The organism is Comamonas sp. 14P8.1.4, from assembly GCF_057799285.1.
In genome coordinates, this window is record NZ_JBYOKN010000003.1 from 107,477 (window position 1) to 132,750 (window position 25,274).

The following is a 25,274-nucleotide window of genomic DNA, read 5'->3' on the forward strand; positions in this document are numbered from 1 at the left end:
GCCCATCCCTGCAGAAACCGATACCAAGGGCGACAAGGAGACAAGACCATGCCAATGACCAAACGCTTTTGGTTGCGCCAGATTGCCGGTGCTTGCGCACTCGGCCTGCTGGGCACCGCCGCCTGGGCCCAAGAGGCCCCCAAGTCCATCCGCATTGGCTGGGCCATTGCCAAGACCGGCATCAATGCCGGCGGCACCTCGGTGACCACCGCCCCGAACTACAAGCTCTGGGTCAAGGAAATCAACGATGCCGGCGGCATCATGCTCAAGCAATACGGCAAGCGTGTGCCGATTGAAGTGGTGGAGTATGACGACCGCTCCAGCACCGAAGAAGCCGTGCGCGCCACCGAGCGCCTGATCACCCAGGACAAGGTGGATCTGCTGCTGCCGCCGTGGAGCACGGGCTCCAACCTGGCCGTCGGCCCCACCTACGAGAAATACAAGTTCCCGCTGCTGGCGTCCACCTCGGTGACCGACAAGGCACCGGACTTGGTCAAGCGCTGGAAGCACGCCTTCTTCTTCCTGGGCACCGGCGGTGAATACGCGGAAGACCTGGTGGCGCTGCTGGAAAAAGCCAAGGCCGAGGGCAAGATCAACAACAAGATTTCCATGGTCAACATTGCCGACGGCTTTGGTGTGGAGCTGGCCAATGCCACCCGCAAGGCGGCCAAGCAGCATGGCTTTGAGCTAGTCTACGACAAGAGCTACCCGATTGGCACCCAGGACATGACGCCGGTCATCAACGAAGCCAAGGGCAAGGGAGCCGACACCTTTGTGGCCTATTCCTACCCGCCAGACACCATGCTGATCACCGAACAGGCGCGCACCCTGGGCATGGCGCCCAAGGTCATGTTTACCGGTGTGGGCACGCAGTTCCCCATGTACAAGGGCAAGTTTGGTGCGGCAGCCGAGGGCATCATGGCCCCCGGTGGCCTGGACTACAGCAATCCCAAGATGCAGGACTACCTCAAGCGCTTCAAGGAAGTGGCGGGCCACGATGCCGACGGTTTTGCCAGCTCCATCGTCTACACCTCGCTGCAGATGCTGCAGCAGTCGGTGGAGCGCGTGGGCAAGATCGACCGAGCCGCCATCACCGAAGAGCTGAAAACTGGCAGCTTTGACACGGTGCTGGGCACGGTGAAGCTGGAGAACCAGATGCTCAAGCAACTGTGGCACGTGGGCCAGTGGCAAAACGGCCAGTTCAATGCCGTGGCCCCTGCCGCCCGTGCGGGTGCCAAGCCAGCGGTCATCCCCAAACCGGTCTGGTAATCGCGCCCGTTGGGGCATGGCCATGCGCGCATGCCCTGCAGATGAAGGCGTGGGCACACCCGCTTTGCCTTTCTCTGCGCAGCAGCGCCACCCCATGCCCTGTGCGGCGTGGGGCGCAGCGCCCCCAGTTATTTTCAAAAACCAAAGCACCTTGCGCACGCAGTGCCTGCATTTTGCATTGATTAGCACCTAAGAACTAGCAAACACCAGCGCTAGCAGCTATGAACTTTATAGACATCCTTTTAGCGGGCAGCATGCTCGGCGGGCTGTATGGCTTGATCGCCATGGGGCTGACGCTGCAGTACGGCGTGGCCCGCATCATGAATCTCTCGTACGGCGAATTTCTGATTGCGCCGGCGTTTCTGGCCTTTTTCGCCGTCACGGCCTGGGGCATCTCGCCCCTGCTCTTGCTGCTGCTGGTGGTGCCGCTGGGTTTTGCCGTGCAGTGGCTGATCTACCAGGTGCTGCTCACCCCGCTGGTGCGCCGCGCCAAGGGTGGGGCTTCGCTGGAGGTGGACTCCATCCTCGCCACCTTCGGCATGCTGTTTGTGGTGCAAGGGCTGATGCTGGTGAACTTTGGCGGCGATTACCACAGCTACTCCTTCCTGTCGGAGCCCATCGACATTCTGGGCAGCAAGGTCGCCGCCAACCGCTTGCTGGTGCTGGTGGTGGCCCTGGTGCTGGGTGGTGGGCTGTACCTGTTGCTCACCCGCACCCGTGCTGGCGCGGTGGTGCGTGCCGTCTCGGTCGCGCCGCAGTTTGCCCACCTGGTCGGCATTGATGTGCGCCACACCGCTGCCCTGGCCTTTGGGCTGGGCGGTGCCATGGTGGCGGTGTGCGGCGTGCTGGTCAGCATGTTTTTGCCCTTCTCGGCCAGCATGGGCACCATGTTTGCGATGAAGGCGCTGATCGTCGTCATCATGGGCGGCGTGGGCAACCTCATGGGTTGCCTGGCGGCCGGCATGCTGCTGGGCTTTGCCGAAACCCTGGTGGCCTCTTTGCTAGACCCCGGGCTGACGCTGGCCGTCAACTACGCCGTCTTCCTGCTGGTGCTGCTGTTCAAGCCCACCGGCCTGTTCGGGAGGGCTGCCCGATGAGCCGCAACGAAATACTGGGCTGGAGCCTGGGTGCCGCCGCCGCACTGGCGCTGGCCCTGCTGCCGCTGTGGCTCAAGGATGAGTACTACCTCTCGCTGCTGATCAGCGTCCTGATGTACAGCACGCTGGCCACGGCCTGGGCCCTGTTCTCCGGGCCTACGCGCTATGTCTCGCTGGCCACCGCCGCCTTCTTTGGCGTGGGCGCCTATGTGACGGCCGTGTTGGGCGAGCAACTGCCCTGGCCCGCCGTGCTGGGCATTGCCGCGGGCATTGGCCTAGTGATGGCGCTGGTGGTGGGCCTGTCCACCCTGCGCCTGTCTGGCGTGTACTTTGTGATCTTCAGCTTTGGCCTGGCCGAGCTGGTCAAGCAGCTCGTGACCTGGTGGGAGGTGAACATCACCAAAGACCTGGGCCGCTATGTGTTTGTCGAAATCACGCAGCTGGACATCTATTTCCAGCTGCTGGCGCTGCTCGTGCTGGTGCTGGTGCTGCGCGCGCTGATCAACCGCTCCCGCCTGGGCCTGGCCCTGCGCGTGATCGGCGAAGACGAAACCGTAGCCACGCACGTGGGCATCAACATCACCATCGCCAAGGTGGTGCTGTTCGCCGTGAGCGCCGTGTTCATGACCGTCGTGGGAGCCATCATGGCGCCGCGCTGGACGTACATTGACCCCAGCATTGCCTTTGCCCCCGTCATCTCGTTCCAGACCCTGATCATGGCCTTGCTGGGCGGGGCAGGCGCCCTGTTTGGCCCCATCCTGGGTGCCGTGCCGCTGGTGCTGCTGTTTGAGTACCTGGGCGCCAACTTCCCCAACCATTTCTCCATCCTGCTGGGGCTGGTGTTCATCGTGATTGTGTATCTGGTGCCGCAAGGCATTGCCGGCTGGATACAGCAGCACACGCGCAAAACCGGAGGTCAGCCATGAGCAGCACGCCTTTGCTTTCCGTACGCAACGTCAGCAAGCGCTTTGGCGGCCTGGTGGCTGTGAACCAGCTGTCCTTCGATGTGCATGCCGGTGAAGTGGTGGGCCTGCTGGGCCCCAACGGCTCGGGCAAGACCACGGCCATGAACCTGATCTCGGGCGCCCTGCCCGCCAATGGCGGCGCCATCTTGCTCAACGGCCAGCCCATCCACACACGCAAAAGCCACCAGATTGCCCACATGGGCATCGCCCGCACCTTCCAGCTGGTGAAGGTGCTGGGCACGCTCAGCTGCCTGGACAACGTGATCGCAGGCATGGCCTTCAAGCCCCAGCCGCTGTTTGGCAAGGCCGCCATCCCCGTGGCCCAGGCCCTGCTGGAGCGTGTGGGCCTGGGCGCACAGGCCACCCTGCCCGCTGCTGAACTCACCTATATCGACCAAAAACGCCTGGAGCTGGCCCGCGCCCTGGCGCTGCAGCCCCAGGTGCTGCTGCTCGACGAGTGGCTGGCCGGGCTGAACCCGACCGAGCTGCAGCAGGGCATTGCCCTGATCCGCCAGCTGCACGCCAGCGGGCTGACCGTGGTCATGGTGGAACACGTCATGGACGCGGTGCACGCCCTGTGCAGCCGCTGCGTGGTGATGAATGCGGGTAGCCCCATTGCCGACGGCCCCACGGCCGAAGTATTGAAAGACCCGGAAGTCGTACGCGCCTACCTGGGCGGAGACAGCGAAAGCGAGGTGGCCCATGCTTGATGTGCGCAATATGTCCGTGCACTACGGCAAGCACGCCGCACTGCACGGCGTGGATCTGCAGGTGCGCCCGGGTGAACTGGTGGTCATGCTGGGGGCCAACGGTGCCGGCAAGTCGTCCCTGCTCAAGGCGCTGGGCGGCATGGTAACGCCCGCCCCCGGTGCCAGCGCCCGCCTCAACGATCAAGAGCTGATGCAGCTGCCCAGCCACCGCATCGTGCAGGCCGGTCTGGCCCTGGTGCCGGAGGGGCGCGGGGTGTTTGGTGAGCTGACCGTGCAGGAAAACCTGCGCCTGGGTGCCCAGCCGCAGCGCGCCCGTGCCCATGAGGCGCACAATCTGGAACGCGTCTTTCAGCTTTTCCCCAAGCTGCGCGACCGGCTGCACCAGAGTGTGCGCACCATGAGCGGTGGCGAGCAGCAAATGGTGGCCGTGGGCCGCGCGCTGATGAGCCAGCCCGATGTGCTGCTGCTGGATGAGCCGTCACTGGGCCTGTCCCCGCTGATGTGCAAAGAACTGTTTGCCTCACTGGCCCAAATCAAAACCCTGGGCATGGGCGTGCTGCTGGTCGAACAAAATGCCCAGCAAAGCCTGGCCATTGCCGATCGGGGCTATCTGCTGGAGACTGGCCGCATCGTCGGCGAGGACAGCGCCCAGGCCCTGCGTTGCAGCCCTGCCGTACGCCGCGCCTATCTGGGCGGCGCACACTAATTCCATCCCGAGAAGGAGAGTTCCATGATTGAACAAACCATGCTGATCGGTGGCGTTGCCTGCGCCGCCAGCAACGGTGCCACGTTTGAGCGCCGCAACCCGCTGGATGGCTCCATCGCCACCCGCGCCCCCGCCGCCACCGTGCAAGATGCCCAGCGCGCCTGCGATGCCGCTGCCGCCGCCTTTGTCATCTGGTCCAAAACCGGCCCCAATGCCCGCCGCGCCATGCTGATGAAGGCCTCCCAGGCGCTGGAAGCCAAGGGCGATGCGATTGCCGCCGCCATGGCCGCCGAAACCGGCGCTTCGGGCATCTGGGCTGGTTTTAACGTGCACCTGTCGGCCAGCATGCTGCTGGAAGCCGCATCGCTGACCACGCAGATCAACGGCGAGATCATTCCCTCCGACGTGCCTGGCAGCGTGGCCATGGCCGTGCGCCAGCCCGCCGGGGTGGTGCTGGGCATTGCACCGTGGAATGCGCCCGTCATTTTGGCCGTGCGCTCCATCTCCACCGCCCTGGCCTGCGGCAACACCGTCATCCTCAAAGGCTCGGAGCTGTGCCCGGCCACGCACGGGCTGATCATTGAAGCGCTGCAGGAAGCCGGGCTGCCCGAGGGCGTGGTGAACTTTGTCACCAATGCCCCAGCCGATGCGGGCGCTGTGGTCGAAGCCATCGTCGCCCACCCCGCCGTTCGCCGCGTGAGCTTCACTGGTTCCACCAAGGTTGGCAAGATCATTGGCCAGACCTGCGCCAAACACCTCAAGCCCGCCCTGCTGGAGCTGGGCGGCAAGGCACCCTTCCTGGTGCTGGACGATGCAGACCTGGACGCCGCCGTGGCCGCTGCCACCTTTGGCGCGTTCGCCAATTCGGGACAGATCTGCATGTCCACCGAGCGCTTTGTGGTGGACAACGCCGTGGCCGATGCCTTCATCGCCAAGCTGGCTGCACGCGCACAGTCGCTGCCGCTGGGTGACCCACGCCAGGGCCCTGTGGTGCTGGGCTCGGTGGTGGACATGACCACCGTGGACCGCTGCAACGCGCTGATCGATGACGCCGTGGCCAAGGGCGCGCGCATTGTCTGCGGCGGCAAGGCCAGCAACACCTTGATGCCCGCCACGCTGATTGACCATGTCACATCTGACATGCGCATCTTCCACGAAGAGACCTTTGGCCCCGTCAAGGGCATCGTGCGCGTCAATGGCGAAGACGAGGCCATTGCCGTGGCCAATGACAACGCGTTCGGCCTGTCCTCGGCCGTCTTCACCCGCGACAGTGCACGCGGCTGGCGCGTGGCCGCGCGCATTGAAGCGGGCATCTGCCACATCAACGGCCCCACGGTGCATGACGAGGCGCAGATGCCGTTTGGCGGCGTCAAGGCCTCCGGCTACGGTCACTTTGGCGGCCAGCAAGGCATCAACGCCTTCACTGAAACCCGCTGGATCACCCTGCAAACCACCGAGCGCCACTACCCCTTCTGAGCGCCGTCAAGGCCGCACCGCTGCGGCCATGGCGCAGCCGTGGGAAAATCTCCCCCAGCGCGGCCGCCCGCACGCTCTGCACAGAGCTTGCGCGGCGGCCTGTTTTATTTTTCCTGCGGCCCTGGCCGCACAAGGCTGCAAATCATGAACATCACCGAACAATGCGTGGTCGCGCTGACCTGGACTTTGAAAGACACCCTGGGCGATGAGCTGGACGTGCTGGACGAGCCGGTGGAATTTCTGGTCGGTGGCGAAGACTTGCTCAAGCGCATCGAAGAAGCCCTGCAAGGCCACACCGTGGGCGACACATTGCAGCTGCACCTGGAGCCCGAAGATGCGTTTGGGGACTATGTGGACACCCTGATCTTCCTGGAAAAGCGCGAGCTGTTCCCCAAGGAGCTGGAAGAAGGCATGACCTTTGAAGGCAGCGCGCTGCCCCAGGGTTGCAACGCCGCAGCGCCCAAGGATGCGCTGTACACCGTGACCGACATTTACCCCGAGCACGTGGTGCTGGACGGCAACCACCCGCTGGCCGGCATTGCCCTGCGTATTGCCCTGAAGGTGGAAGCCGTGCGCGAAGCCACCGAAGAAGAAATTGGCCGCGGCAGCGCAGGCACGGGCTTCTTCCGCATTGCGCCCCCTACCGCGCCTGGCAACACCACCATTCACTAAAAGTGATAGCTGCTAGCGATCGTTAATAAACAGCTTCAGGCACTTATTCACCTGAAACCCTGCATGGATCAGCGCTGACTGCTCCTGAAATAAGAAAAGCCTGCATTCTTGGCGAATGCAGGCTTTTCTTATGGTGCAAAGCGCTTTACTGCTTGCCGGTAGAACCGTAACCACCCTCACCGCGCTCTGACACGGCTTCGAATTCTTCGACCACGTTGAACGAAGGCTGCACCACGGGCACGATCACCAGCTGCGCCAAGCGGTCCATGGGCTGCAGGGTGAAGGCGGTGGGCGAGCGGTTCCAGGCGCTGACCATCAACTGGCCCTGGTAGTCCGAATCAATCAGCCCCACCAGATTGCCCAGCACGATGCCGTGCTTGTGGCCCATCCCCGAGCGGGGCAGGATCATGGCGGCATAGCCCGGGTCTTTCAGGTACATGGCCATGCCTGTGGGAATCAGCTGCCACTGGCCGGGCTCCAGCGTCACGGGCGCATCAATGCAGGCGCGCAAATCCAGGCCAGCGCTGCCGGGTGTTGCGTAGGCGGGCATGTTCTCGCGCAGGCGCGCGTCCAAAATCTTGATATCTACTTGCATGGGGAGCAATGGTAAGGGGAGAAAGCGCGGCTCAGGACTTGCCGGCGCCAGAAGCCGCACGCACGGCCCGTATCACGTTGAATGCCACCCACGCAATGATGACCACAGGCACCACGCCGGGCGCAAACATGCCTGCCAGCACCATGGCGGCAACCACCAGCAGCGCAGGCAAAGGGCCAGACTTGGCTTTGGGCTTGGCAGCCGCTGCGCCCTGGCCTGCTGCCGTTTTCTGGGCCTGCTGCATTTTGGCGGCCTGCGCCTGGGCCTTGCGCTTCCAGCGCTGGACCGAACTCTCCACACTGCCGGGCTGCGCCGTGGCGGCATGCATGGCGGCGGCAGCACCCGCCGCTGCACTGTGCGCTGCGGGCTTGCTGCGCCCCCACTGGGTATCACCCAGACTGCGCGCTTTGTCTCCCAGGGTTTTCAGGCGCTGGCGTTCTTGTTCCTGCTCGGCCCACAGCATCAATCCATCGACATAACGCACGTAATCGCCATCCGGCGGGCCGCTGAAGTCCTTGTAATTGGGCCGGGGCGCTGAAAACAAACGCAGCTTGCTGGACGATTTCACGGGGGCAAATGCCATCACGGTGCCTCTGCTTTCTCTTTCTGTCGGTCAACGATGGGAATGGAAAAAGGCGCTACGCCTGGGTCTGTGCGCCGGGCAAACGGCGCGCCAGCTCAGCCACCAGTTGGCGGCCCAATTCGGTCTTGCTGGCACGTGGCAGTTCACGGTGGCCGAGCGCATCCACCAGCAGCAGCGCGTTGTCATCTTGCCCAAACGTGGCCGGGCCGATATTGCCCACAAGCAAAGGCACACCTTTGCGCTGGCGTTTGGCGGTGGCATGGGCCAGCAGATCGTGGCTTTCCGCCGCAAAACCCACGCAGTACAGCGCGCCGCTTTGTGCACGCGGCGATTGGGCCACGGTGGCCAGAATGTCCGGGTTCTCAACAAAGCGCAGCGCAGGCACATCGCCCGAGCCGTCTTTTTTGATTTTTTGATCGGCCGCGCTGTCGGGGCGCCAGTCCGCCACAGCCGCCGTTGCAATAAAAATGCTAGCGTGGCTGACTTGGCTTTGCACCGCATCCAGCATCTGCAATGCCGATTGCACATTGATGCGTTTCACACCGCGCGGTGTGGGCAAATGCACCGGGCCGGCGACCAGAGTCACATCTGCGCCCGCCGCCTGGGCGGCTGCCGCAATGGCAAAGCCCATCTTGCCGCTCGACAAATTGGTGATGCCGCGCACAGGGTCGATGGCTTCAAACGTGGGGCCTGCCGTAATCAGCAACTGTTGCCCGGCCAGCACTTTGGGCGCAAAGAAGGCGGCAATGTCGTGCAGCAGCTCTTCGGGCTCCAGCATGCGGCCATCCCCCGTCTCGCCACAGGCTTGCTCACCCACACCCACGCCCAACACATGAGCACCATCGGATGCCACCTGCGCAAAATTGCGCTGTGTGGCGGGGTGTGCCCACATTTCACGGTTCATGGCCGGGGCCAGCAACAGCGGCACGCGGTCCATCGGGCGGGCCACGCACATCAGGCTGAGCAGCTCGTCCGCCCGGCCCTGTGCCAGTTTGGCCACAAAATCTGCGCTGCACGGCGCAATGACGATGGCATCGGCCTCCCGGCTGAGGTTGATGTGCGGCATGTTGTTGCCCTCGCGCGCATCCCACTGCGAGGTGTAGACCGTGCGGCCCGACAGCGCCTGCATGGTGACGGGGGTGATGAACTGCTCGGCCGCCTCGGTCATCACTACCTGCACGGTAGCGCCCGCCTTGGTCAGCAAACGGCATAAATGCGCCGTTTTATAACAAGCAACGCCCCCAGAGAGGCCCAAAACAATGTGTTTGCCAGCGAGTTCTTGCATGGCGCGAATGTAGCAGAGCAACAAGGTCAATTGCCCGGGTTTACAAGCGGCCATTTGCGGCTGGCACCTATAATCTCGCTTTACCACCACCATAAAAACGAACAAGACATGACCAAATTCGTCTTCGTCACAGGCGGTGTGGTGTCTTCCCTGGGCAAGGGAATCGCCTCAGCCTCCCTTGCTGCGCTGCTCGAGTCGCGCGGCCTCAAAGTCACCCTCATCAAGCTGGACCCGTATATCAACGTGGACCCCGGCACGATGTCCCCCTTCCAGCACGGCGAAGTGTTTGTGACGGATGACGGCGCCGAAACCGACCTGGACCTGGGCCACTACGAGCGTTTCATTGAAACCCGTATGCGCCAGTCCAACAACTTCACCACCGGTCGTATCTACCAGACCGTGCTGGAGAAGGAGCGTCGCGGCGATTACCTGGGCAAGACCGTTCAAGTCATTCCCCACATCACCAATGAAATCCAGGAATACGTCAAGCGCGGCGCCGGCATCGGCACCGATGACGCCGTGGATGTGGCGATCTGCGAAGTGGGCGGCACGGTGGGCGACATTGAGTCCTTGCCCTTCCTCGAAGCCATCCGTCAGTTGGCTTTGAAGCTCGGCCCCAACAACGCGGCCTTTGTGCACCTGAGCTACCTGCCCTACATTGCAGCCGCAGGCGAACTCAAGACCAAGCCCACCCAGCACACTGTGCAAAAAATGCGCGAAATCGGCATCCAGCCTGATGCGCTGCTGTGCCGTGCGCAATACGCTGTGCCTGATGAAGAGAAGGAAAAAATCTCCCTCTTCACCAACGTGCAAGAGTGGGGCGTGATCTCCATGTGGGATGTGGACACCATCTACAAGGTGCCCCGCATGCTGCACGAGCAAGGTCTGGACGGCCTGATCTGCGACAAGCTGCGCCTGAACACCGCGCCTGCCAACTTGAAGCGCTGGGACGATCTGGTGTACGAAACCGAACACCCCCAAGGCGAAGTGAATGTCGCGATGGTGGGCAAGTACGTGGAACTGTCCGACGCCTACAAGTCGGTCAACGAAGCGCTCAAGCACGCCGGTATGCGCAATCACACCCGCGTGAAGATCACCCACATCGACTCGGAAACCATCACCGACGCCAACGCCAAGCAAGAGCTGTCCAAGTACGACGCTATTTTGGTGCCCGGCGGTTTTGGCTCGCGCGGCGTGGAAGGCAAGATCTCGACCGCCAAGTTTGCCCGCGAAAACAAGGTGCCTTATTTGGGCATCTGCTTGGGCATGCAGGTTGCGACCATCGAGTACGCACGCCACATGGCGGGCCTAGAAGGCGCGAACTCCACCGAGTTTGATCCCCACACCCCCAACCCCGTGATCGCTTTGATCAACGAGTGGAAGGATGAGGACGGCACGATCAAGACCCGTGACGAGAACTCCGACCTGGGCGGCACCATGCGTTTGGGCGCCCAGTCGTCCGACGTGCAAAAGGGCACGCTGGCCCACAGCATCTACGGCGACGTGGTGACTGAGCGCCACCGCCACCGCTACGAAGCCAACGTGCAGTATCTGGACCAGCTGCGCAAGGCCGGTTTGGTGATCTCGGCGCTGACCCAGCGTGAGCAACTGACCGAAATCGTGGAACTGCCCAAGGAAGTGCACCCCTGGTACATCGGCGTGCAATTCCACCCCGAGTTCAAGTCCACCCCCTGGAATGGTCACCCCCTGTTCAACGCTTTTATCAAGGCAGCGCAGGATGGCCAGGCCAAGTCGGGCAAGAAGGCTTGATTTCCGATTGACGGAAGCAAGTCTTTAAAAAAGGAGCTGCCAGCGCTTGATAATTAAAGAGTTCAGCACCAAATAAAGCTGAAGTCTTTAAAACACAGGCGCTAGCAGCTTCAGTTTTTGAAGCATGCCTGGCATGCCATAAAGGAAACACCATGAAACTCTGCGGCTTTGACGTTGGTCTGGACCAGCGCTTTTTCCTGATTGCAGGCCCCTGCGTGGTCGAGTCCGAGCAACTGCAGATGGACGTGGCTGGTCAGCTCAAGGAAATCACTTCCCAACTGGGCATCAACTTCCTGTTCAAGAGCAGCTTTGACAAGGCCAACCGTTCGTCGGGCACCAGCTTTCGCGGCCCCGGCATGGAAAAAGGCCTCGAAATTCTGGCCAAGGTACGCAAGGAAATTGGCGTGCCGGTCTTGACCGACGTGCACACCGTGGAAGAAATCCCCCACGTGGCATCGGTGGTCGACATGCTGCAAACCCCCGCCTTCCTGTGCCGCCAGACGGATTTCATCCGCGCCGTGGCCCAGTGCGGCAAACCCGTGAACATCAAGAAGGGCCAGTTCCTGGCCCCCCACGACATGAAGAATGTCATCGACAAGGCACGCGCTGCCGCCGTCGAAGTGGGCCAAGACCCTGACATGTTCACCGCCTGCGAACGCGGCGCCAGCTTTGGCTACAACAACCTGGTGAGCGATATGCGCTCGCTGTCCATCATGCGCGAGACCGGCGCCCCCGTGGTGTTTGACGCCACACACAGCGTGCAGCTGCCAGGTGGCAACGGCACCAGCAGCGGCGGCATGCGCGAGATGGTGCCCGTGCTGTCCCGCGCCGCCGTGGCCGTGGGCGTGGCCGGTCTGTTCATGGAAACCCACCCCGATCCCTGCAACGCCTTGAGCGATGGCCCCAACGCCGTGCCGCTCAAACACATGAAGGCCTTGCTGGAGACCCTGGTGGCGCTGGATGACGTTACCAAGCGCAACGGTTTCCTTGAAAACAACTTTTCGGCCTAAGTTAAGATGCGCACCGCGCGTACCATGAAGCCGCTGTAATGCACAACAAGCACGCCCTGCTGGGCGTGCTTTTTCACATGTACACCCCCATGCCGGGCAGCCTGAGCCGCAAAACAGCACAACACACCGCTTGCGTTGCCCACCTGTTTTTAAAACCTTCAGAGGAAACACCATGAGTGCAATCGTTGACATCGTCGGACGCGAAGTCCTGGACAGCCGTGGCAACCCCACAGTGGAATGTGATGTACTGCTGGAATCGGGCGTGATGGGCCGCGCTGCTGTGCCATCGGGCGCATCGACCGGCTCGCGCGAAGCCATCGAGCTGCGTGACGGCGACAAGAGCCGCTACCTGGGCAAGGGCGTGCTCAAGGCCGTGGACCACATCAACGGCGAAATCGCCCAAGCGGTGGTGGGCCTGGACGCTGCGGAGCAGGCTTTCCTGGACAAGACCATGATTGACCTGGACGGCACTGACAACAAGAGCCGCCTGGGCGCCAACGCCATGCTGGCCGTGTCGATGGCCGTGGCCCGCGCTGCTGCTGAAGAAGCTGGCCTGCCCCTGTACCGCTACTTCGGCGGCATGGGCGGCGTGCAACTGCCCGTGCCCATGATGAACGTGATCAACGGCGGCGCCCACGCGAACAACACGCTGGACCTGCAAGAGTTCATGATCATCCCCGTGGGCGCGCCTACGTTCCGCGAAGCCGTGCGCTGGGGCGCTGAGGTGTTCCACGCGCTGAAGGCCATCATCCACCACAAGGGCATGTCCACCGCCGTGGGCGACGAAGGCGGTTTTGCACCTTCCGTGGAAAACCACGAAGCTGCGATCCAGCTGATCATCGAAGCCATCGAAAAAGCCGGCTACAAGCCCGGTGAGCAAATCGCTCTGGGCCTGGACTGCGCTGCTTCCGAGTTCTACAAGGATGGCATGTACGTGCTGGAAGGCGAAGGCAATATGACCTTGAACGCCACCCAGTGGACCGACATGCTGGCCGGCTGGTGCGACAAGTACCCCATCATCTCCATCGAAGACGGCATGCACGAAGGCGACTGGGATGGCTGGAAGATCCTGACCGACCGCTTGGCCGACAAGGTGCAATTGGTGGGTGACGATCTGTTCGTGACCAACACCAAGATCTTGAAGGAAGGCATCACCAAGCGCATTGCCAACTCCATCCTGATCAAGATCAACCAGATCGGTACGCTGACCGAAACGTTTGCCGCCATCGAAATGGCCAAGCGCGCTGGTTACACCGCCGTGATCTCGCACCGTTCGGGCGAAACCGAGGACAGCACAATTGCTGACATTGCGGTGGGCCTGAATGCTGGTCAAATCAAGACTGGTTCGATGAGCCGCTCCGACCGTATCGCCAAGTACAACCAACTGCTGCGCATCGAAGAGGATCTGGGCGAAGTTGCGGTGTACCCTGGCCGCGACGCGTTCTACAACCTGCGTTAATCTTCAGGCTGCGGCCTTCACAAAAACCGGGGTCTCACCACCCCGGTTTTTTAAATCTCTGTCATGGTTTCTCGCATCGTCACCGTTGTTTTACTTTGCCTGCTGGCGATCACACATGCCCAGCTGTGGCTGGGTGCTGGCAGCATGGACCGCGTGGCCGAGCTGCGAGGACAGATCAATGAGCTGCACGCATCCAACGATGCGGCACGCAAAGAAAACGAGCGCATGGCCTCCGAGGTCAACGACCTGCGCGAAGGCAAGGAAACGGTGCAGGAAAAAGCGCGCAGTGAGCTGGGCATGCTCAAGCCCAATGAAATTTACGTGCAAATCTTGCGCAACTGAATGACGGCACGCACGGTGGCAGTGCCCGCGTTGCGTCACCCACCGCCCATCGGCACACCTTGCTGGCCTTGCACGGCATGACCCCCTCTCCCCCTGATCACCGCCGCGTACTGCTGTGTGCCAGTGCAGCGCATTGCGCACAGATTCTGCACGCCGCCGCTGGCGCGCGCGTCAACCTGCACGGGTTACTGCCCGCCACCGCCTGGCCCCAGAACCACCCTGCCGATCAAGGCCTTGTGCTGTGGGCCCTGCTGACAAGCCCAAGCGCTGCAGACCACGCACTGGAGCAGCAATGGCGCACCCGCATGCTCAATGGTGCCCAAGGCTTTGCCATTCAGATGCTCTACGGCAGTGCCCAGCAGCAAGCCACGCAGTTGGCGCCGTGGATACCCCAGCGCAGCACCGCGCTACCCAGCCCACACAGCGCCGACTGCTGGGAATGCCTGGATGCACGCAGCGAGCAGTCGCTGTTTCAGCACCTGATGCAACGCACATAAAAAAAGAGCAGCCAGCGCTGGATTTTCCTAGCTTTCAATGTCAAAACACATTAAAAACCAGATACATCCACCGTTAACTGCTCCTTGAAGCAGAGCATTACACCCCAGCGATGGCAAGCCCCCGCCTTGCGCAGCAAGGACGGCGGCGCATTGCCCCATCACTTAGCGTGGGCCATGCGCTCTTTAGTGCCTTCTGGTTGCGAGAGCTGCCCGATAGCACTGCCGTAGACATCCAAGAAAAGAGCGTGCAGGGTGCCCCGTGTAAGAGCCCCCTCTACCAAGCGCCAACCTGTGGGGGGGCGTGAATCATTGCGCCACAGGCCCGGTTGCGGTGCTGCCAACGCAACACCAAAGTCTCGTCAGCGCCCCTTATTGCACCGAGGAGGAGCCCGGTGCCTGGCTGGGCTTGTCGGCAAACAGCTGGGCGGCGTCCACCGCATCAAAGTGGTATTGCGCGCCGCAATAGTCACAACCCACTTCCACGCTACCCTGCTCCTGCACCACCTGCTCGACCTCTTCCTGGCCCAGGTTACGCAACATGCCTTCCACGCGCTCACGGCTGCAGGTGCAGGCAAAGTGCGGGCCGTTCTCGCCGTCTTGCGGCACAAAGCGCAGCAGCTTTTCTTCCCAGAACAGGCGGCGCAAGATGGTATCGACATCAAGCGACAGCAGCTCATCGCGCTTGAGGCTGGCGGCCAGCGTTGCAATGCGGTTGTACTCTTCGTTTTCGCCAATGCGATCGTGCTCGTCTTGTGCACTTTCGGTCGCGCCCGCCAGGTTGTCCTGACCCTTGAGTGGCATGCGCTGAATCATCAAGCCTGCAGCAACCTCATCGTTGGCGGCCAGCACAATGCAGGTATCGAGCTGCTCCGACTGGCCCATGTAGTACTGCAGCACTTGCGAGATTTTGCCCAGCGGCTCGCCGTCGGCATCATTGAGCAGCACAACCCCTTGGTAGGGCTGCTGACCAGGCAAGCGGTCCTTGGGGTCCAGGGTGATGGCGCAGCGGCCCACGCCGTTCACATTCACCAGATCGGCGAGTGTGGCACCCGCTGCTACTTCGCCATTGACCGAAGCCGTTGCGCGCAGGCCCAGATCGGACTGCACCTCAGCCACCGCCACCTTGACTGGGCCTTCGCCAAAAATCTGAAACACCAGCGCGCCGTTGAACTTGATGTTGGACTGCATCAGCACGCTGGCAGCCGTCATCTCCCCCAGCAGCTCACGCACCGCCGCCGGGTAGGCCCCTGTATCGGTATTGCTGGCACGACGCTGGAGAATGTCTTTCCAAGCATCGGTCAATCGCACGATCATGCCGCGCACTGGCAGGCCATCGAAGAGGAATTTGTGGAGTTCAGACACGCTGTGTGATCCCAATCTAGTGATTGCTAAGTGCCGGGGGTCAACCCAGCTTGCGCAGACCCGCCTTGAAGCGGCGCGCGTTGTCAATGTAGTGTTGCGCACTGCGGCGCAAACCTTCTATCTGCTCTGCGGTGAGCTGTTTGACCACGCGCGCCGGGCTTCCAATGATCATGGATCCATCGGGAAACTCTTTGCCTTCGGTCACCAGGGAGCCAGCCCCCACCAAGCAGTTTTTGCCAATTTTCGCCCCGTTCAGCACAATCGCACCGATACCGATGAGGCTCTCGTCCCCAATCGTGCACCCGTGCAGCATAACTTGGTGACCCACCGTCACATGTCGGCCAATCACCAAAGGCATTCCCAGATCTGCGTGCAGCACGCTGGCGTCCTGCACATTGGTGCCCTCGCCAATGGTGATGCGCGCCGTGTCGCCACGTACCACCGTACCGAACCACACGCTGGCATCTGCAGCCACATGCACCTCGCCCATGACCTGGGCACTGTCCGCCACCCAGGCACTGTCGGCCATTTGAGGGGCGATGCCATCCAATGCATACACAGCCATCTTGTCTCCTATTTTTTGTGCTTTCAGGAAAATTACAATTGTAGGTATGGAGCTACGACAACGCGCCCTTGAGGTCTTGTGCCTCTGCGACTCTTTTGAAAAAGCCGCTGCCGCCGTGCAGATGCATGCACAGGCACAGCCATGGCTGATTGCCGAGCATGCCCCGACATTGGTCGCTGGCACACTGCTGCCCGGGCATCCGGAGCGACCGCCTCTGCTGCGCCACACCGAAGTGGCACGCCGCTCTCCCGCCACCGTGCAAGGCCGCATTATCTTGATGCATGCTATTGCACACATCGAGTTCAACGCTATCAATCTAGCATTGGACGCCATCTGGCGCTTTGATGACATGCCGCAGTCGTACTACCTAGACTGGCTGCAAGTTGCAGGAGAAGAAGGCAAGCATTTCTTACTGATTCGTGACTGGCTGCAAGCCCAAGGCCACGATTACGGTGACTTTCCGGCCCACCAGGGGCTTTGGACAATGTGCGAGAAAACCGCGCAAGACGTGACAGCCCGCATGGCGCTCGTCCCCCGCACCCTGGAAGCGCGTGGACTGGATGCCACACCCCAGATTCAGGCCAAACTGCGCCAGGTCGGCACGCCCGATGCGCTGGCCGCCGTCGATGTGCTAGACATCATCCTGCGCGAAGAAGTCGGTCATGTGGCTATCGGAAACTATTGGTATCGTTTCTTATGCCAGCGCAATCATTTGGAACCCCAATCGCACTACACTGCATTGGCTCAGAAATACGAAGCACCACGTCCTCGCCCCCCTTTCAACACCCAGGCGCGCCAAGCAGCCGGGTTTACCGATGAGGAGATCGCCTGGCTGGAACAGCATGAATAGCTGGCTTTGTTGACTGCGCGCACCTCCCCAGACGCCTCCTTCGCAGACATGTCCGTAACTTCATCGCCATTGCCCGCCACGCCCCCTGCCGCTGCGCACAAGGGCACGTCCATGATCGCGCGCCAGGCTATCGTGAATGTCGACAAGGCCGTCATCGGGTATGAACTGTTCAACCGCTCACGCGCGCCTGCCGAGCACACGGCGGCCACGGATGTCATCTTGCTGTTCACCGCACTGTCGCATGCTGGCAGTGAAGACTTGGTGGGCACCAAGCTGTTGTTTGTCAACAGCACGCACGAAAGTCTTGCGGGCGGGCACCTGGAACTGCTCAACCCCGAAAAAGTGGTGCTGGAGGTCGAACCCCTCGGCCATGTCGCCGCCTCCGAAGCGGTCGCACGCCTGCCCATCTTGCGTGCACTGGCAGAGCGGGGCTTCAAACTCTCGTTCAACCACACGGTGCTGGAGTCGGCTTACGCCACCTGGCTGCCTCTTGCGGACTACATCAAGCTGGACTTGAATGTGCTGCGTCCTGAGCAACTGGCAGTCCTGGTGAGCTATGCCGCACGCCACAGCAGAGCCCAGCTGATTGCCACCAAAGTGGAAACCTCTGCGCAGTTTGATTTGCTCAAGAGCATTGGCGTTTCGCTGTTCCAGGGCTACTGGTTCTCGCGCCCCTCGGTGGTGGAAGCCAAGTTGCTGGCCCCCAATCAAGTGAGCATCATTCAGCTCATCAATTTGCTGCGCCGTCAGGCCAGCACCGATGAAATTGAGGAAGTACTCAAAAAAGATGCGGGCCTGGCGTTCAATCTGATGCGCCTGATCAACTCCGCAGGCTTTGGCAGCGCACGCGAGATCACCTCATTCCGACAAGCGGTCATGATCATGGGCTTGAAAAAGCTCTTTCGCTGGGCCGCCCTACTACTGACTGCCTCCAAATACGGTAACACCAGCCCGGCGATTGGCCACACGGCGGTCATTCGCGGCCGCCTGATGGAATTGCTGGCCCTGGAATTCATGGGCGAAGATGACGCCGAGCAGGCTTTTGTGGTCGGCATCTTCTCTTTGCTGGATGTGATGCTCAGCATCCCCATGCAAGATGCACTGCAACTCATCAATGTCCCCACACCGGTTCGCCAGGCCTTGCTGGAACACGAAGGCGTGTTTGGTGACCTGCTGCGCCTGGCCGAGGCCTGTGAAAGCAGCAATGACGAGGCGTTCGATCACGCGGCCTCCACACTCAAGCTCACCAGCCAGCAAATCAACTGGGCCCACCTGCAGGCGCTGGCCTGGTGTGACCAGATCACCCAATAGCCCAAGGCGTGCGGCCCACTACGCCTGGGCAACTGTATCTACCAGCAAACACATTTGCCTGCCCGGCCCGGCTCACGCTACATTTACAAGCTAAGCCGCCTGTTTTGCGACCGCCCTCATGACCACTGTCACCCACACCTCCGCCCCACCTCCTAGCCTGCCACCCGGAGTAGCCGATGCATCGGTGTCCATGATTGGCCGGCAAGCCATTCTGAATGAGCGCCGCGAGGTGTTTGGCTACGAGCTGTTTGACCGCTCCACGGCCGTGGACTCGCACACAGCTGCCAGCGATGCCGCCATGCTGGTCAACGCCCTGTCCTATGCCGGCACCGAAGCGCTGGTGGGACGCAAGTTGGTTTTCATCAACTGCACGCACGAGAGCTTGCAAGGCGGGCATCTGGAGCTGATTCACCCAGACAAGGTGATTCTGGAAATCCCGACCCTGGGCGAAGACGCCACCGCTGCTGAAATTGCGGCCACTATTCCTTTGTTTGAGAGCCTGCGTCAACGCGGTTTTCGCCTGGCATTCGACCAGAACTTGCTGCGCCGTGCCTATGTCAACTGGTTGCCCATGGCCAGCTTCATCAAGCTGGACATGCTGACTTTCCCGCTGGAAAACGCCCAGGCACTCGTCAAATTTGCGCGCACACACACCATGGCGCAAATCGTGGCCGAGAAGGTGGAAACGCAAGCACAGTTTGAGCATATGCAGGAGCTGGGCATCAAACTGTTCCAGGGCTTTTGGTTTGCCAAACCTGATTTGGTGCAAACGCGCACGGTGCGCCCTTCGCAGGCCATCATCTTGCAGTTGCTGAATTTGGTGCGCAACCAAAGCAGCACGGCAGAGATTGAAGAACTGCTCAAGAAAGACCCCACCCTGTCTTTCAACCTGCTGCGCTTCATCAACTCGTCCGGTTTTGGCCTGTCCTGCGAGATCACCTCGTTTCGCCATGCCGTGATGATCCTGGGGCTGAAAAAGCTGTTCCGCTGGGCAGCGCTCCTCATGACGACCTCGCGAGCCGGCGGAAGTGCACCTGCCGTGGGTCAAACTGCCGTGGTACGTGGCAGGCTCATGGAACTGCTCGCCATCGAAATGCTGCCCGCAGAAGAGGTAGACAACGCATTTGTCGTTGGCATCTTCTCTTTGCTCGACACCATCCTGGGCATGCCCATGGAGCAGGCCTTGAGCTCTATTGCACTGCCGCAACCCGTGGTGGATGCGCTGCTGCACAAAACAGGGGTCTACGCGCCCTTCCTGGAGCTGGTGCTGGCCTGTGAAAGCGGTGATGAAGAAGCTTTTGCCCGCAACTCGGATGCCCTGCACCTGTCCAACCACCAGGTCAACTGGGCGCATTTGCAGGCGCTGGCATGGGCTGACAGCCTCAGCGAAGAAGCGGTCTGACGCACCTCCTGCATCAGCACCCTGCTCACAAAAAAAGCCACCCGAGGGTGGCTTTTTTTGATCGGATGAAACGCTCAATTGGTGTGCAAATTCGCTGCCTTCACAATGCGTGCATTGTTGTCGGACTCTTGCTGGATTTGGTGTGCAAACGACTTGGCATCACCGCCTGTTGGCACATTGTCCGAAGCTTTGAGCTTGGCCTGGATATCTGGTGCCAACAGGGCCGTATTGAACTCTTTGTTCAAGCGCTGCAGCACGGCTGCCGGTGTTTTTGCGGGCGCAAAAATACCAAACAGCGATGTCGAGTTCGCGGCGGGAAAGCCCAGCTCCGCCAAGGTAGGCACCTCAGGCAACGACTCCAGACGCTTGGGGGCGCCCACTGCCAAAGGCTTGAGCTTGCCCGCCTGAATATGCTGCATCACGGTGGGGCCCGCATTGGTCGACAGCACTTCGTATTGTGCACCCAGCGCATCATTGAGCTGCTGTCCACCGCCCTTGTAAGGAATGTGGGTGATGTCAACCTTGGCCGTGTGCTTCACCTGCTCCAGCACAATGTGACCCAGCGAAGCCAAACCAGCAGTCGCCCAGCGCACAACGCCTGGTTGGCGCTGAGACTCAGCCAGTAATTCCTTGAAGCTGGTGGCGCGCTCTGCCGTGGTAGCCAAAATCAGCACGGGCGAATACATCACGCTGACCACTGGTGCCAGATCCTTTTGTGGATCAAAGGGCACGGCCCCCAAGTGCGGATTGAGCGCTACAGGGCTGATGGCAGAAAAACCCAGGGTGTAGCCATCGGGGGCAGACTTCGCCACGGCATCCAGACCAATCGCACCACCAGCGCCAGCCTTGTTCTCCACCACGATGGGGGTACCCAGCTGCGCGCTCAGCTTTTCACCCAACGCACGCGCGACAATGTCGCTGACCCCACCACCTGGGTAGGCAACCACAATGCGGATCGGCTTGCTAGGCCAAGGCGCTGCATCCGCCCAAGAAAGCGAAGGGACTGCCGCCGCCAACATGGCCGCAGCTACCAAACCTCGTCGCAGGGTATTCATGATCGTTAGTCCGGATTGACAAATAAAAATATATTTTGCACCAAAATTAATTTAACTTACTCGCCATCAGAAATACTTATCCACGGGGATGGTGTTGGGCATGCAACTGCTGCAGCCGCTCTCGCGCCACATGGGTGTAGATGGTGGTGGTGGAAATATCCGCATGCCCCAGCAGCATCTGCACCACCCGCAAGTCGGCACCGTGATTGAGCAAATGCGTGGCAAACGCATGGCGCAAGGTATGCGGCGACAAAGGCGCCGTAATACCCGCCAGGGCGGCATATTTTTTCACCAGCACCCAGAACATCACGCGCGTCATGCCGCTGCCGCGCTGCGTGACAAACAAATCACTCGTGCTTTGCCGCCCCAAAATGAGCGGGCGGGCTTCCTGCAAAAAACGCTGCAGCCAGGACTGCGCCTCTTCCCCAAAGGGCACCAAGCGCTCTTTGCGCCCCTTGCCCTCGGTGCGCAGCACACCCGCAGGAATGTCCAAGTGGTGCAGCTGCAAGCCCACCAGTTCACTCACCCGCAGGCCACTGGCGTACATCAGCTCCAGCATGGCCCTGTCGCGCAAGCCCAGCGGCGTACTGACATCTGGCGCCTGAAGCAGCCCCTCTACCTGCACCTGGGTCAATGTGTGCGGCACACGCAAAGGGCGTTTGGCGGCCAGCAAGCGCAGCGTAGGGTCGCTGAGCACACGCCCCTCACGCAAAGCCCAGTGATAAAAGCGCCGCAGCACACTCAGGCCACGGTTGCTGGACACCGCCTTCACACCCTGGGCATGGCGCAGTTGCAAAAAAACCTGCAAGCCCTGCTCTTGCGCTTGCATCAAGGAACACGCGGGCGTTGACTGCGCCAGAAACTGGGCACACGCCATGACATCCCGCCGGTACGCCTGCAAGGTGTTGGCAGACAAGCCATCTTCCAAAAACAAGGCTTCGATAAAGTCATCAACGGCCGTCACACTGGCCTGCAGCGCTGCATCATTCATACACACATTGTGGCCATAAAAAAAGCGCAGCACCTGATGGCGCCGCGCCTTTGTTGCAACCGATCTGCGCTTTATTCCAGCGTCAGCTTCTGCTGCACCACCACTTTGCGGTAGACCTCGTACTCATCCTTGATCTGCTTGGCGAACTCTTCGGGCGAGTTGCCAATCACCAAAGAGCCAGTGTCTTCAATCCGCTTGCGCACCGCGGGGTCCTGCAAGACCTTTTTCACCGCGGTATTGATCTTGTCGACCACCTCTTTGGACATGCCTTTGGGACCCAGAACCCCATAGAACGCCATGCGGTTTACCGGCTCCAGCCCAATTTCCTTGAAGGTGGGCACATCTGGCAGCACATCCAGGCGCTGCGGCGCAGCCACCGCGACGGCCAGCAGGCGCTTCTCTTTGATGAAAGGCAGAGCAGAAGGCAGGTTGTCCAAAATGATCGGCACTTGTCCCGCGACCGCGTCATTCAGGGCCGGGCCTGCGCCACGGTAAGGAATGTGGGTAATGAAAGTGCCTGTCAAGTTTTTGTACAGCTCCATCAGCATGTGCTGAATGCCGCCGGTACCGGACGAGGCATAGGCATATTTACCCTGGCCAGCCTTGAGCTTGGCCAGAAAGCTGGCGTGATCCGGTGCACTGAACTTGGGGTTGATGGCCAGCACATTCGGGGTCGCCGCCACATTGATGATGGGGGTGAAGTCCGTCAATGTGTTGTAGGGCGTCTTGGGATTGATGGCCGGGTTGGTCGCGGTGGAGGACACCGTCGCAATACCCAGGTTGTAGCCATCGGGGGCTGCACGCGAAGTCTCCAGCGCACCGATGACACCGCCGCCGCCGCCCTTGTTCTCCACGATCACCGGCTGACCCAACTCACGGCTCAGCGGGTCTGCAATCACGCGCGCAACAATGTCTGTCGTGCCACCGGGTGCAAAAGGCACCAGCAACTTGATAGGTTTGCTGGGATAGGCTTGCGCCATGGCAGTGGTGCCCGCCAGGGCCAACACGAATCCGATACAGGTACGACGATACATGGTGAAGTGCCTCCTTGGTTATGTAAGTTTGCGTTGGAAAACAATGCTAGTTGACCCCCTGCCTTTGCTGGGCGCGGGAAACTGGCTTTTTTCTCCGTGAATTCCCCTAGACTCCACGCTGCGCAAGCACTGTCGCGCGGGTGCCAGATTGGCCACGTGCTGCGAGAAAACTGCCCCCGTCAGCCGCTAACCTTGCCGCCTGTGAACTACGCCCAGCTCCTCTTCCCCGACTTTGCCCTCATCCTTCTTGGCTACCTGCTTTGCCGCTTCAGCCCGCTGAACCGCTCGGTCTGGCAAGGCGCAGAAGCGCTGGTGTATTACCTGCTGTTCCCGGTTCTGCTGTTTCATTCCATCGTCAAAAGCCCGCTGGACTGGGCTGCCACCTCTAGTCTGATTGCGGCGGGTGTCACATCGGGCCTCGTCGGCATTGCGCTGGCCTACAGCCTGCCGTGGTGGCCGGGTCTGCGCAAGCACATCGCCGCCCGTGACCATGCCAGTGCAGCCCAGGTGGCATTTCGCTTCAACTCCTTCATTGGCCTGGCCCTGGCCGATCGGCTGGCGGGCGCGCAAGGCCTGTTCTTTATTTCGGTGCTGATTGGCTTTTGCGTGCCCATGTTCAATATTGCGGCGGTCTGGCCCATGGCGCGCGAGAGCCAGCAAAGCTTTGCCGGGCAACTGGTGCGCAACCCCCTGATCGTGGCCACGGTTTGCGGCTTGGCGGCCAATTTGCTCGGCTTTCGCATGCCGCAATGGCTGGAGCCGCCGGTCGCCCGCATTGGTGCGGCCTCGATTGCACTGGGGCTGATGTCTGCGGGCGCGGGCATGCAGCTGGGCCTGCTCACCCACGCCAAGCGCCTGAGCGTGGGCGTGCTGGCCATTCGGCACCTGCTGCAGCCCTTGGTGGCCCTGGGGGCGATTCATGTCTTTGGCCTGCAGGGCGATCAAGCGCTGATCTTGCTGCTGTTCGCAGCCCTGCCCACCGCCTCAACCTGCTATGTGCTGGCCGCACGCATGGGCTACAACGGGCCGTATGTGGCCGGTCTGGTGACGCTGTCCACCATCCTTGGGGTGTTCAGCTTGCCGTACGCACTGTCTTTGGCGCCTTGAATTTGATAGCTGGTTGCGCTTTAAAAACCTGCACTTCAGGCACTTAAGACATTGAAGTGCTTAGCAATCAAGCGCCAGCAGCTCACTTTTTAACTATTCCGAGGCTGGCGCCACACCTTGCGCCAGCGCCCACTGCACGTGCTCGCGCACCACATCGCTGTCATGCGCTTGGCGCTCCTGCAGCGCCTGGCGAATGGCGGGGTGCTGGGCCGCATCCTGCGGGCGGTTAAGGGCGTTGCCCATGGCCACCGCAATATTGCGCAGCCAGCGCGCATGTCCGATGCGGCGAATGGGGCTGCCTTCGGTGCAGCGCAAAAACGTGGCCTCGTCCCAGCTGAACAGTTGCACCAGCGTGCTGCCCGTCATGCCGCCGCGCGGATCAAAATCCGCCAGCGTGCTGCGCTGCGCAAACTTGTTCCAGGGGCAGGCCAGCTGGCAATCGTCGCAGCCGTAGATGCGGTTGGCCAGCAGCGGACGCAACTCCAGCGGAATCGCGCCATCATGCTCAATCGTCAGGTAGGAAATACAGCGGCGCGCATCCACACGCTGCGGCGCGACGATGGCACCCGTCGGGCACACATCCATGCAACTGCTGCAACTGCCGCAATGGGCGGTGACCGGCGCGGTCTCGGGCAGTGGCATGTCCACATAGATTTCGCCCAGAAAAAACATCGACCCGGCCTCGCGGTTGAGCACCAGCGTGTGCTTGCCGCGCCAGCCTTGACCGCTGCGGCGTGCCAGCTCAGCCTCCATCACCGGGGCAGAATCCGTGAACGCACGGTGACCCAGCGGACCCACCTCCTGCGCAATGCGCTCGGCCAGTTTCTGCAGCCGGCTGCGCACCACCTTGTGGTAGTCGCGCCCCCGGGCATAGACGGAGACAATCGCCTCGCTGGGCCGCTGCAGGCGCGCCCACTCCTGCGCCTGCCAGTCTGTGGGCGTGCTGCGTGGCAGGTAATCCATGCGCACGGTGATCACGCTCACGGTACCCGGCACCAGCTCTGCAGGACGCGCGCGCTTGAGGCCATGCGCCGCCATATAGTCCATGCTGCCGTGAAAACCTGCCTGCAGCCAATGCAGCAGCCCATCCTCACAAGACGACAAATCCACGCCGGATACGCCAATTTGGGAAAATCCCAATTCGCGGGCCCAGTCCTGCAT

At 61.3% G+C, this 25,274-nt stretch carries 25 protein-coding genes; 16 read left to right on the forward strand and 9 right to left on the reverse strand.

What is annotated here, in order from left to right; translation table 11 throughout:
* Positions 1-48 precede the first annotated feature (48 nt).
* From AC27VO_RS07495 to AC27VO_RS07525, 7 genes are all read left to right on the forward strand, one after another.
* Positions 49-1,269 carry an amino acid ABC transporter substrate-binding protein gene (locus tag AC27VO_RS07495; RefSeq protein WP_488666088.1) on the forward strand — a complete coding sequence of 407 codons (1,221 nt, stop codon included), beginning with the start codon at positions 49-51 and terminating at the stop codon, positions 1,267-1,269.
* A gap of 221 nt (positions 1,270-1,490) precedes the next feature.
* Positions 1,491-2,366 carry a branched-chain amino acid ABC transporter permease gene (locus tag AC27VO_RS07500; RefSeq protein WP_488666089.1) on the forward strand — a complete coding sequence of 292 codons (876 nt, stop codon included), beginning with the start codon at positions 1,491-1,493 and terminating at the stop codon, positions 2,364-2,366.
* Entirely contained in the window at positions 2,363-3,292 is a 930-nt protein-coding gene (locus tag AC27VO_RS07505) for a branched-chain amino acid ABC transporter permease (protein WP_488666090.1), read from the forward strand. Before AC27VO_RS07500 ends, AC27VO_RS07505 begins: the two co-directional genes overlap by 4 nt.
* Positions 3,289-4,041 carry an ABC transporter ATP-binding protein gene (locus AC27VO_RS07510; protein ID WP_488666091.1) on the forward strand — a complete coding sequence of 251 codons (753 nt, stop codon included), beginning with the start codon at positions 3,289-3,291 and terminating at the stop codon, positions 4,039-4,041. The genes AC27VO_RS07505 and AC27VO_RS07510 overlap by 4 nt, the downstream gene beginning before the upstream one ends.
* Positions 4,034-4,747, forward strand: a complete 714-nt coding sequence (locus AC27VO_RS07515; protein WP_488666092.1) for an ABC transporter ATP-binding protein — start codon at positions 4,034-4,036, stop codon at positions 4,745-4,747. Before AC27VO_RS07510 ends, AC27VO_RS07515 begins: the two co-directional genes overlap by 8 nt.
* Positions 4,748-4,771: 24 nt before the next feature.
* On the forward strand, positions 4,772-6,223 hold the full coding sequence (locus tag AC27VO_RS07520) for an aldehyde dehydrogenase (RefSeq protein ID WP_488666093.1): 1,452 nt from the start codon (positions 4,772-4,774) through the stop codon (positions 6,221-6,223).
* Between the two features lie 144 nt (positions 6,224-6,367).
* Complete coding sequence (locus tag AC27VO_RS07525; RefSeq protein ID WP_488666094.1) at positions 6,368-6,895, forward strand: FKBP-type peptidyl-prolyl cis-trans isomerase; 528 nt, start codon at positions 6,368-6,370, stop codon at positions 6,893-6,895.
* 145 nt (positions 6,896-7,040) lie between these two features.
* Here the strand turns inward: AC27VO_RS07525 and dut are convergent, their stop codons facing one another.
* The 3 genes from dut to coaBC are packed head-to-tail and all read right to left on the reverse strand — an operon-like array spanning position 7,041 to position 9,358.
* Positions 7,041-7,490, reverse strand: coding sequence for a dUTP diphosphatase (gene dut / locus AC27VO_RS07530; protein WP_312568899.1), 450 nt, complete (start codon positions 7,488-7,490; stop codon positions 7,041-7,043).
* 31 nt (positions 7,491-7,521) lie between these two features.
* Positions 7,522-8,073, reverse strand: coding sequence for a hypothetical protein (locus AC27VO_RS07535; protein ID WP_488666095.1), 552 nt, complete (start codon positions 8,071-8,073; stop codon positions 7,522-7,524).
* A gap of 55 nt (positions 8,074-8,128) precedes the next feature.
* Positions 8,129-9,358: a bifunctional phosphopantothenoylcysteine decarboxylase/phosphopantothenate--cysteine ligase CoaBC gene (gene coaBC, locus AC27VO_RS07540; protein WP_488666096.1), complete on the reverse strand. Its 1,230-nt coding sequence runs from the start codon at positions 9,356-9,358 to the stop codon at positions 8,129-8,131.
* A gap of 108 nt (positions 9,359-9,466) precedes the next feature.
* Between coaBC and pyrG the strand changes: the two genes are divergently transcribed.
* The 5 genes from pyrG (at position 9,467) to AC27VO_RS07565 (ending at position 14,436) form a co-directional block, all read left to right on the forward strand.
* The gene (pyrG, locus tag AC27VO_RS07545) at positions 9,467-11,128 is read left to right on the forward strand and encodes a CTP synthase (protein WP_488666097.1); all 1,662 of its coding nucleotides are present in this window, start codon (positions 9,467-9,469) and stop codon (positions 11,126-11,128) included.
* A gap of 152 nt (positions 11,129-11,280) precedes the next feature.
* Positions 11,281-12,138 (forward strand): 3-deoxy-8-phosphooctulonate synthase, encoded by an 858-nt coding sequence (kdsA, locus tag AC27VO_RS07550; protein WP_488666098.1) that lies wholly within the window; start codon positions 11,281-11,283, stop codon positions 12,136-12,138.
* Between the two features lie 172 nt (positions 12,139-12,310).
* Entirely contained in the window at positions 12,311-13,597 is a 1,287-nt protein-coding gene (gene eno, locus AC27VO_RS07555) for a phosphopyruvate hydratase (protein ID WP_488666099.1), read from the forward strand.
* 63 nt (positions 13,598-13,660) lie between these two features.
* The gene (locus AC27VO_RS07560; RefSeq protein ID WP_488666100.1) at positions 13,661-13,939 is read left to right on the forward strand and encodes a septum formation initiator family protein; all 279 of its coding nucleotides are present in this window, start codon (positions 13,661-13,663) and stop codon (positions 13,937-13,939) included.
* A 77-nt stretch (positions 13,940-14,016) separates the two neighbouring features.
* The gene (locus AC27VO_RS07565; RefSeq protein ID WP_488666101.1) at positions 14,017-14,436 is read left to right on the forward strand and encodes a hypothetical protein; all 420 of its coding nucleotides are present in this window, start codon (positions 14,017-14,019) and stop codon (positions 14,434-14,436) included.
* A 369-nt stretch (positions 14,437-14,805) separates the two neighbouring features.
* On the opposite strand, the gene hslO is transcribed toward AC27VO_RS07565, so the two are convergent.
* Positions 14,806-15,798: an Hsp33 family molecular chaperone HslO gene (gene hslO, locus AC27VO_RS07570; protein WP_488666102.1), complete on the reverse strand. Its 993-nt coding sequence runs from the start codon at positions 15,796-15,798 to the stop codon at positions 14,806-14,808.
* Positions 15,799-15,838: 40 nt separating this feature from the next.
* Positions 15,839-16,363 carry a gamma carbonic anhydrase family protein gene (locus AC27VO_RS07575; RefSeq protein ID WP_488666103.1) on the reverse strand — a complete coding sequence of 175 codons (525 nt, stop codon included), beginning with the start codon at positions 16,361-16,363 and terminating at the stop codon, positions 15,839-15,841.
* 46 nt (positions 16,364-16,409) lie between these two features.
* Between AC27VO_RS07575 and AC27VO_RS07580 the strand changes: the two genes are divergently transcribed.
* From AC27VO_RS07580 to AC27VO_RS07590, 3 genes are all read left to right on the forward strand, one after another.
* On the forward strand, positions 16,410-17,213 hold the full coding sequence (locus tag AC27VO_RS07580; protein WP_488666104.1) for a ferritin-like domain-containing protein: 804 nt from the start codon (positions 16,410-16,412) through the stop codon (positions 17,211-17,213).
* 48 nt (positions 17,214-17,261) lie between these two features.
* On the forward strand, positions 17,262-18,524 hold the full coding sequence (locus AC27VO_RS07585; protein ID WP_488666105.1) for an EAL and HDOD domain-containing protein: 1,263 nt from the start codon (positions 17,262-17,264) through the stop codon (positions 18,522-18,524).
* Between the two features lie 118 nt (positions 18,525-18,642).
* Positions 18,643-19,926 carry an EAL and HDOD domain-containing protein gene (locus tag AC27VO_RS07590; protein ID WP_488666106.1) on the forward strand — a complete coding sequence of 428 codons (1,284 nt, stop codon included), beginning with the start codon at positions 18,643-18,645 and terminating at the stop codon, positions 19,924-19,926.
* 74 nt (positions 19,927-20,000) lie between these two features.
* Here the strand turns inward: AC27VO_RS07590 and AC27VO_RS07595 are convergent, their stop codons facing one another.
* The 3 genes from AC27VO_RS07595 to AC27VO_RS07605 all read right to left on the reverse strand — a co-directional run bounded on the left by AC27VO_RS07595 (position 20,001) and on the right by AC27VO_RS07605 (position 23,006).
* Positions 20,001-20,984 carry a Bug family tripartite tricarboxylate transporter substrate binding protein gene (locus AC27VO_RS07595; RefSeq protein ID WP_488666415.1) on the reverse strand — a complete coding sequence of 328 codons (984 nt, stop codon included), beginning with the start codon at positions 20,982-20,984 and terminating at the stop codon, positions 20,001-20,003.
* A 73-nt stretch (positions 20,985-21,057) separates the two neighbouring features.
* A complete protein-coding gene (gene xerD / locus AC27VO_RS07600; RefSeq protein WP_488666107.1) occupies positions 21,058-21,972 on the reverse strand; it encodes a site-specific tyrosine recombinase XerD in 915 nt (304 codons plus the stop codon).
* A 71-nt stretch (positions 21,973-22,043) separates the two neighbouring features.
* Positions 22,044-23,006, reverse strand: coding sequence for a tripartite tricarboxylate transporter substrate binding protein BugE (locus tag AC27VO_RS07605; protein WP_488666108.1), 963 nt, complete (start codon positions 23,004-23,006; stop codon positions 22,044-22,046).
* Between the two features lie 201 nt (positions 23,007-23,207).
* Between AC27VO_RS07605 and AC27VO_RS07610 the strand changes: the two genes are divergently transcribed.
* Positions 23,208-24,113, forward strand: a complete 906-nt coding sequence (locus tag AC27VO_RS07610; protein ID WP_488666109.1) for an AEC family transporter — start codon at positions 23,208-23,210, stop codon at positions 24,111-24,113.
* Positions 24,114-24,206: 93 nt separating this feature from the next.
* Here the strand turns inward: AC27VO_RS07610 and queG are convergent, their stop codons facing one another.
* The gene (gene queG / locus AC27VO_RS07615; RefSeq protein ID WP_488666110.1) at positions 24,207-25,274 is read right to left on the reverse strand and encodes a tRNA epoxyqueuosine(34) reductase QueG; all 1,068 of its coding nucleotides are present in this window, start codon (positions 25,272-25,274) and stop codon (positions 24,207-24,209) included.

Coding starts and splice junctions, on each gene's coding strand:
- AC27VO_RS07495 (WP_488666088.1), top strand. CDS start 49: ATGCCAATGACCAAACGCTTTTGGTTGCGCCAGATTGCCGGTGCTTGC.
- AC27VO_RS07500 (WP_488666089.1), top strand. CDS start 1,491: ATGAACTTTATAGACATCCTTTTAGCGGGCAGCATGCTCGGCGGGCTG.
- AC27VO_RS07505 (WP_488666090.1), top strand. CDS start 2,363: ATGAGCCGCAACGAAATACTGGGCTGGAGCCTGGGTGCCGCCGCCGCA.
- AC27VO_RS07510 (WP_488666091.1), top strand. CDS start 3,289: ATGAGCAGCACGCCTTTGCTTTCCGTACGCAACGTCAGCAAGCGCTTT.
- AC27VO_RS07515 (WP_488666092.1), top strand. CDS start 4,034: ATGCTTGATGTGCGCAATATGTCCGTGCACTACGGCAAGCACGCCGCA.
- AC27VO_RS07520 (WP_488666093.1), top strand. CDS start 4,772: ATGATTGAACAAACCATGCTGATCGGTGGCGTTGCCTGCGCCGCCAGC.
- AC27VO_RS07525 (WP_488666094.1), top strand. CDS start 6,368: ATGAACATCACCGAACAATGCGTGGTCGCGCTGACCTGGACTTTGAAA.
- dut (WP_312568899.1), bottom strand. CDS start 7,490: ATGCAAGTAGATATCAAGATTTTGGACGCGCGCCTGCGCGAGAACATG.
- AC27VO_RS07535 (WP_488666095.1), bottom strand. CDS start 8,073: ATGGCATTTGCCCCCGTGAAATCGTCCAGCAAGCTGCGTTTGTTTTCA.
- coaBC (WP_488666096.1), bottom strand. CDS start 9,358: ATGCAAGAACTCGCTGGCAAACACATTGTTTTGGGCCTCTCTGGGGGC.
- pyrG (WP_488666097.1), top strand. CDS start 9,467: ATGACCAAATTCGTCTTCGTCACAGGCGGTGTGGTGTCTTCCCTGGGC.
- kdsA (WP_488666098.1), top strand. CDS start 11,281: ATGAAACTCTGCGGCTTTGACGTTGGTCTGGACCAGCGCTTTTTCCTG.
- eno (WP_488666099.1), top strand. CDS start 12,311: ATGAGTGCAATCGTTGACATCGTCGGACGCGAAGTCCTGGACAGCCGT.
- AC27VO_RS07560 (WP_488666100.1), top strand. CDS start 13,661: ATGGTTTCTCGCATCGTCACCGTTGTTTTACTTTGCCTGCTGGCGATC.
- AC27VO_RS07565 (WP_488666101.1), top strand. CDS start 14,017: ATGACCCCCTCTCCCCCTGATCACCGCCGCGTACTGCTGTGTGCCAGT.
- AC27VO_RS07575 (WP_488666103.1), bottom strand. CDS start 16,363: ATGGCTGTGTATGCATTGGATGGCATCGCCCCTCAAATGGCCGACAGT.
- AC27VO_RS07580 (WP_488666104.1), top strand. CDS start 16,410: ATGGAGCTACGACAACGCGCCCTTGAGGTCTTGTGCCTCTGCGACTCT.
- AC27VO_RS07585 (WP_488666105.1), top strand. CDS start 17,262: ATGTCCGTAACTTCATCGCCATTGCCCGCCACGCCCCCTGCCGCTGCG.
- AC27VO_RS07590 (WP_488666106.1), top strand. CDS start 18,643: ATGACCACTGTCACCCACACCTCCGCCCCACCTCCTAGCCTGCCACCC.
- xerD (WP_488666107.1), bottom strand. CDS start 21,972: ATGAATGATGCAGCGCTGCAGGCCAGTGTGACGGCCGTTGATGACTTT.
- AC27VO_RS07605 (WP_488666108.1), bottom strand. CDS start 23,006: ATGTATCGTCGTACCTGTATCGGATTCGTGTTGGCCCTGGCGGGCACC.
- queG (WP_488666110.1), bottom strand. CDS start 25,274: ATGCAGGACTGGGCCCGCGAATTGGGATTTTCCCAAATTGGCGTATCC.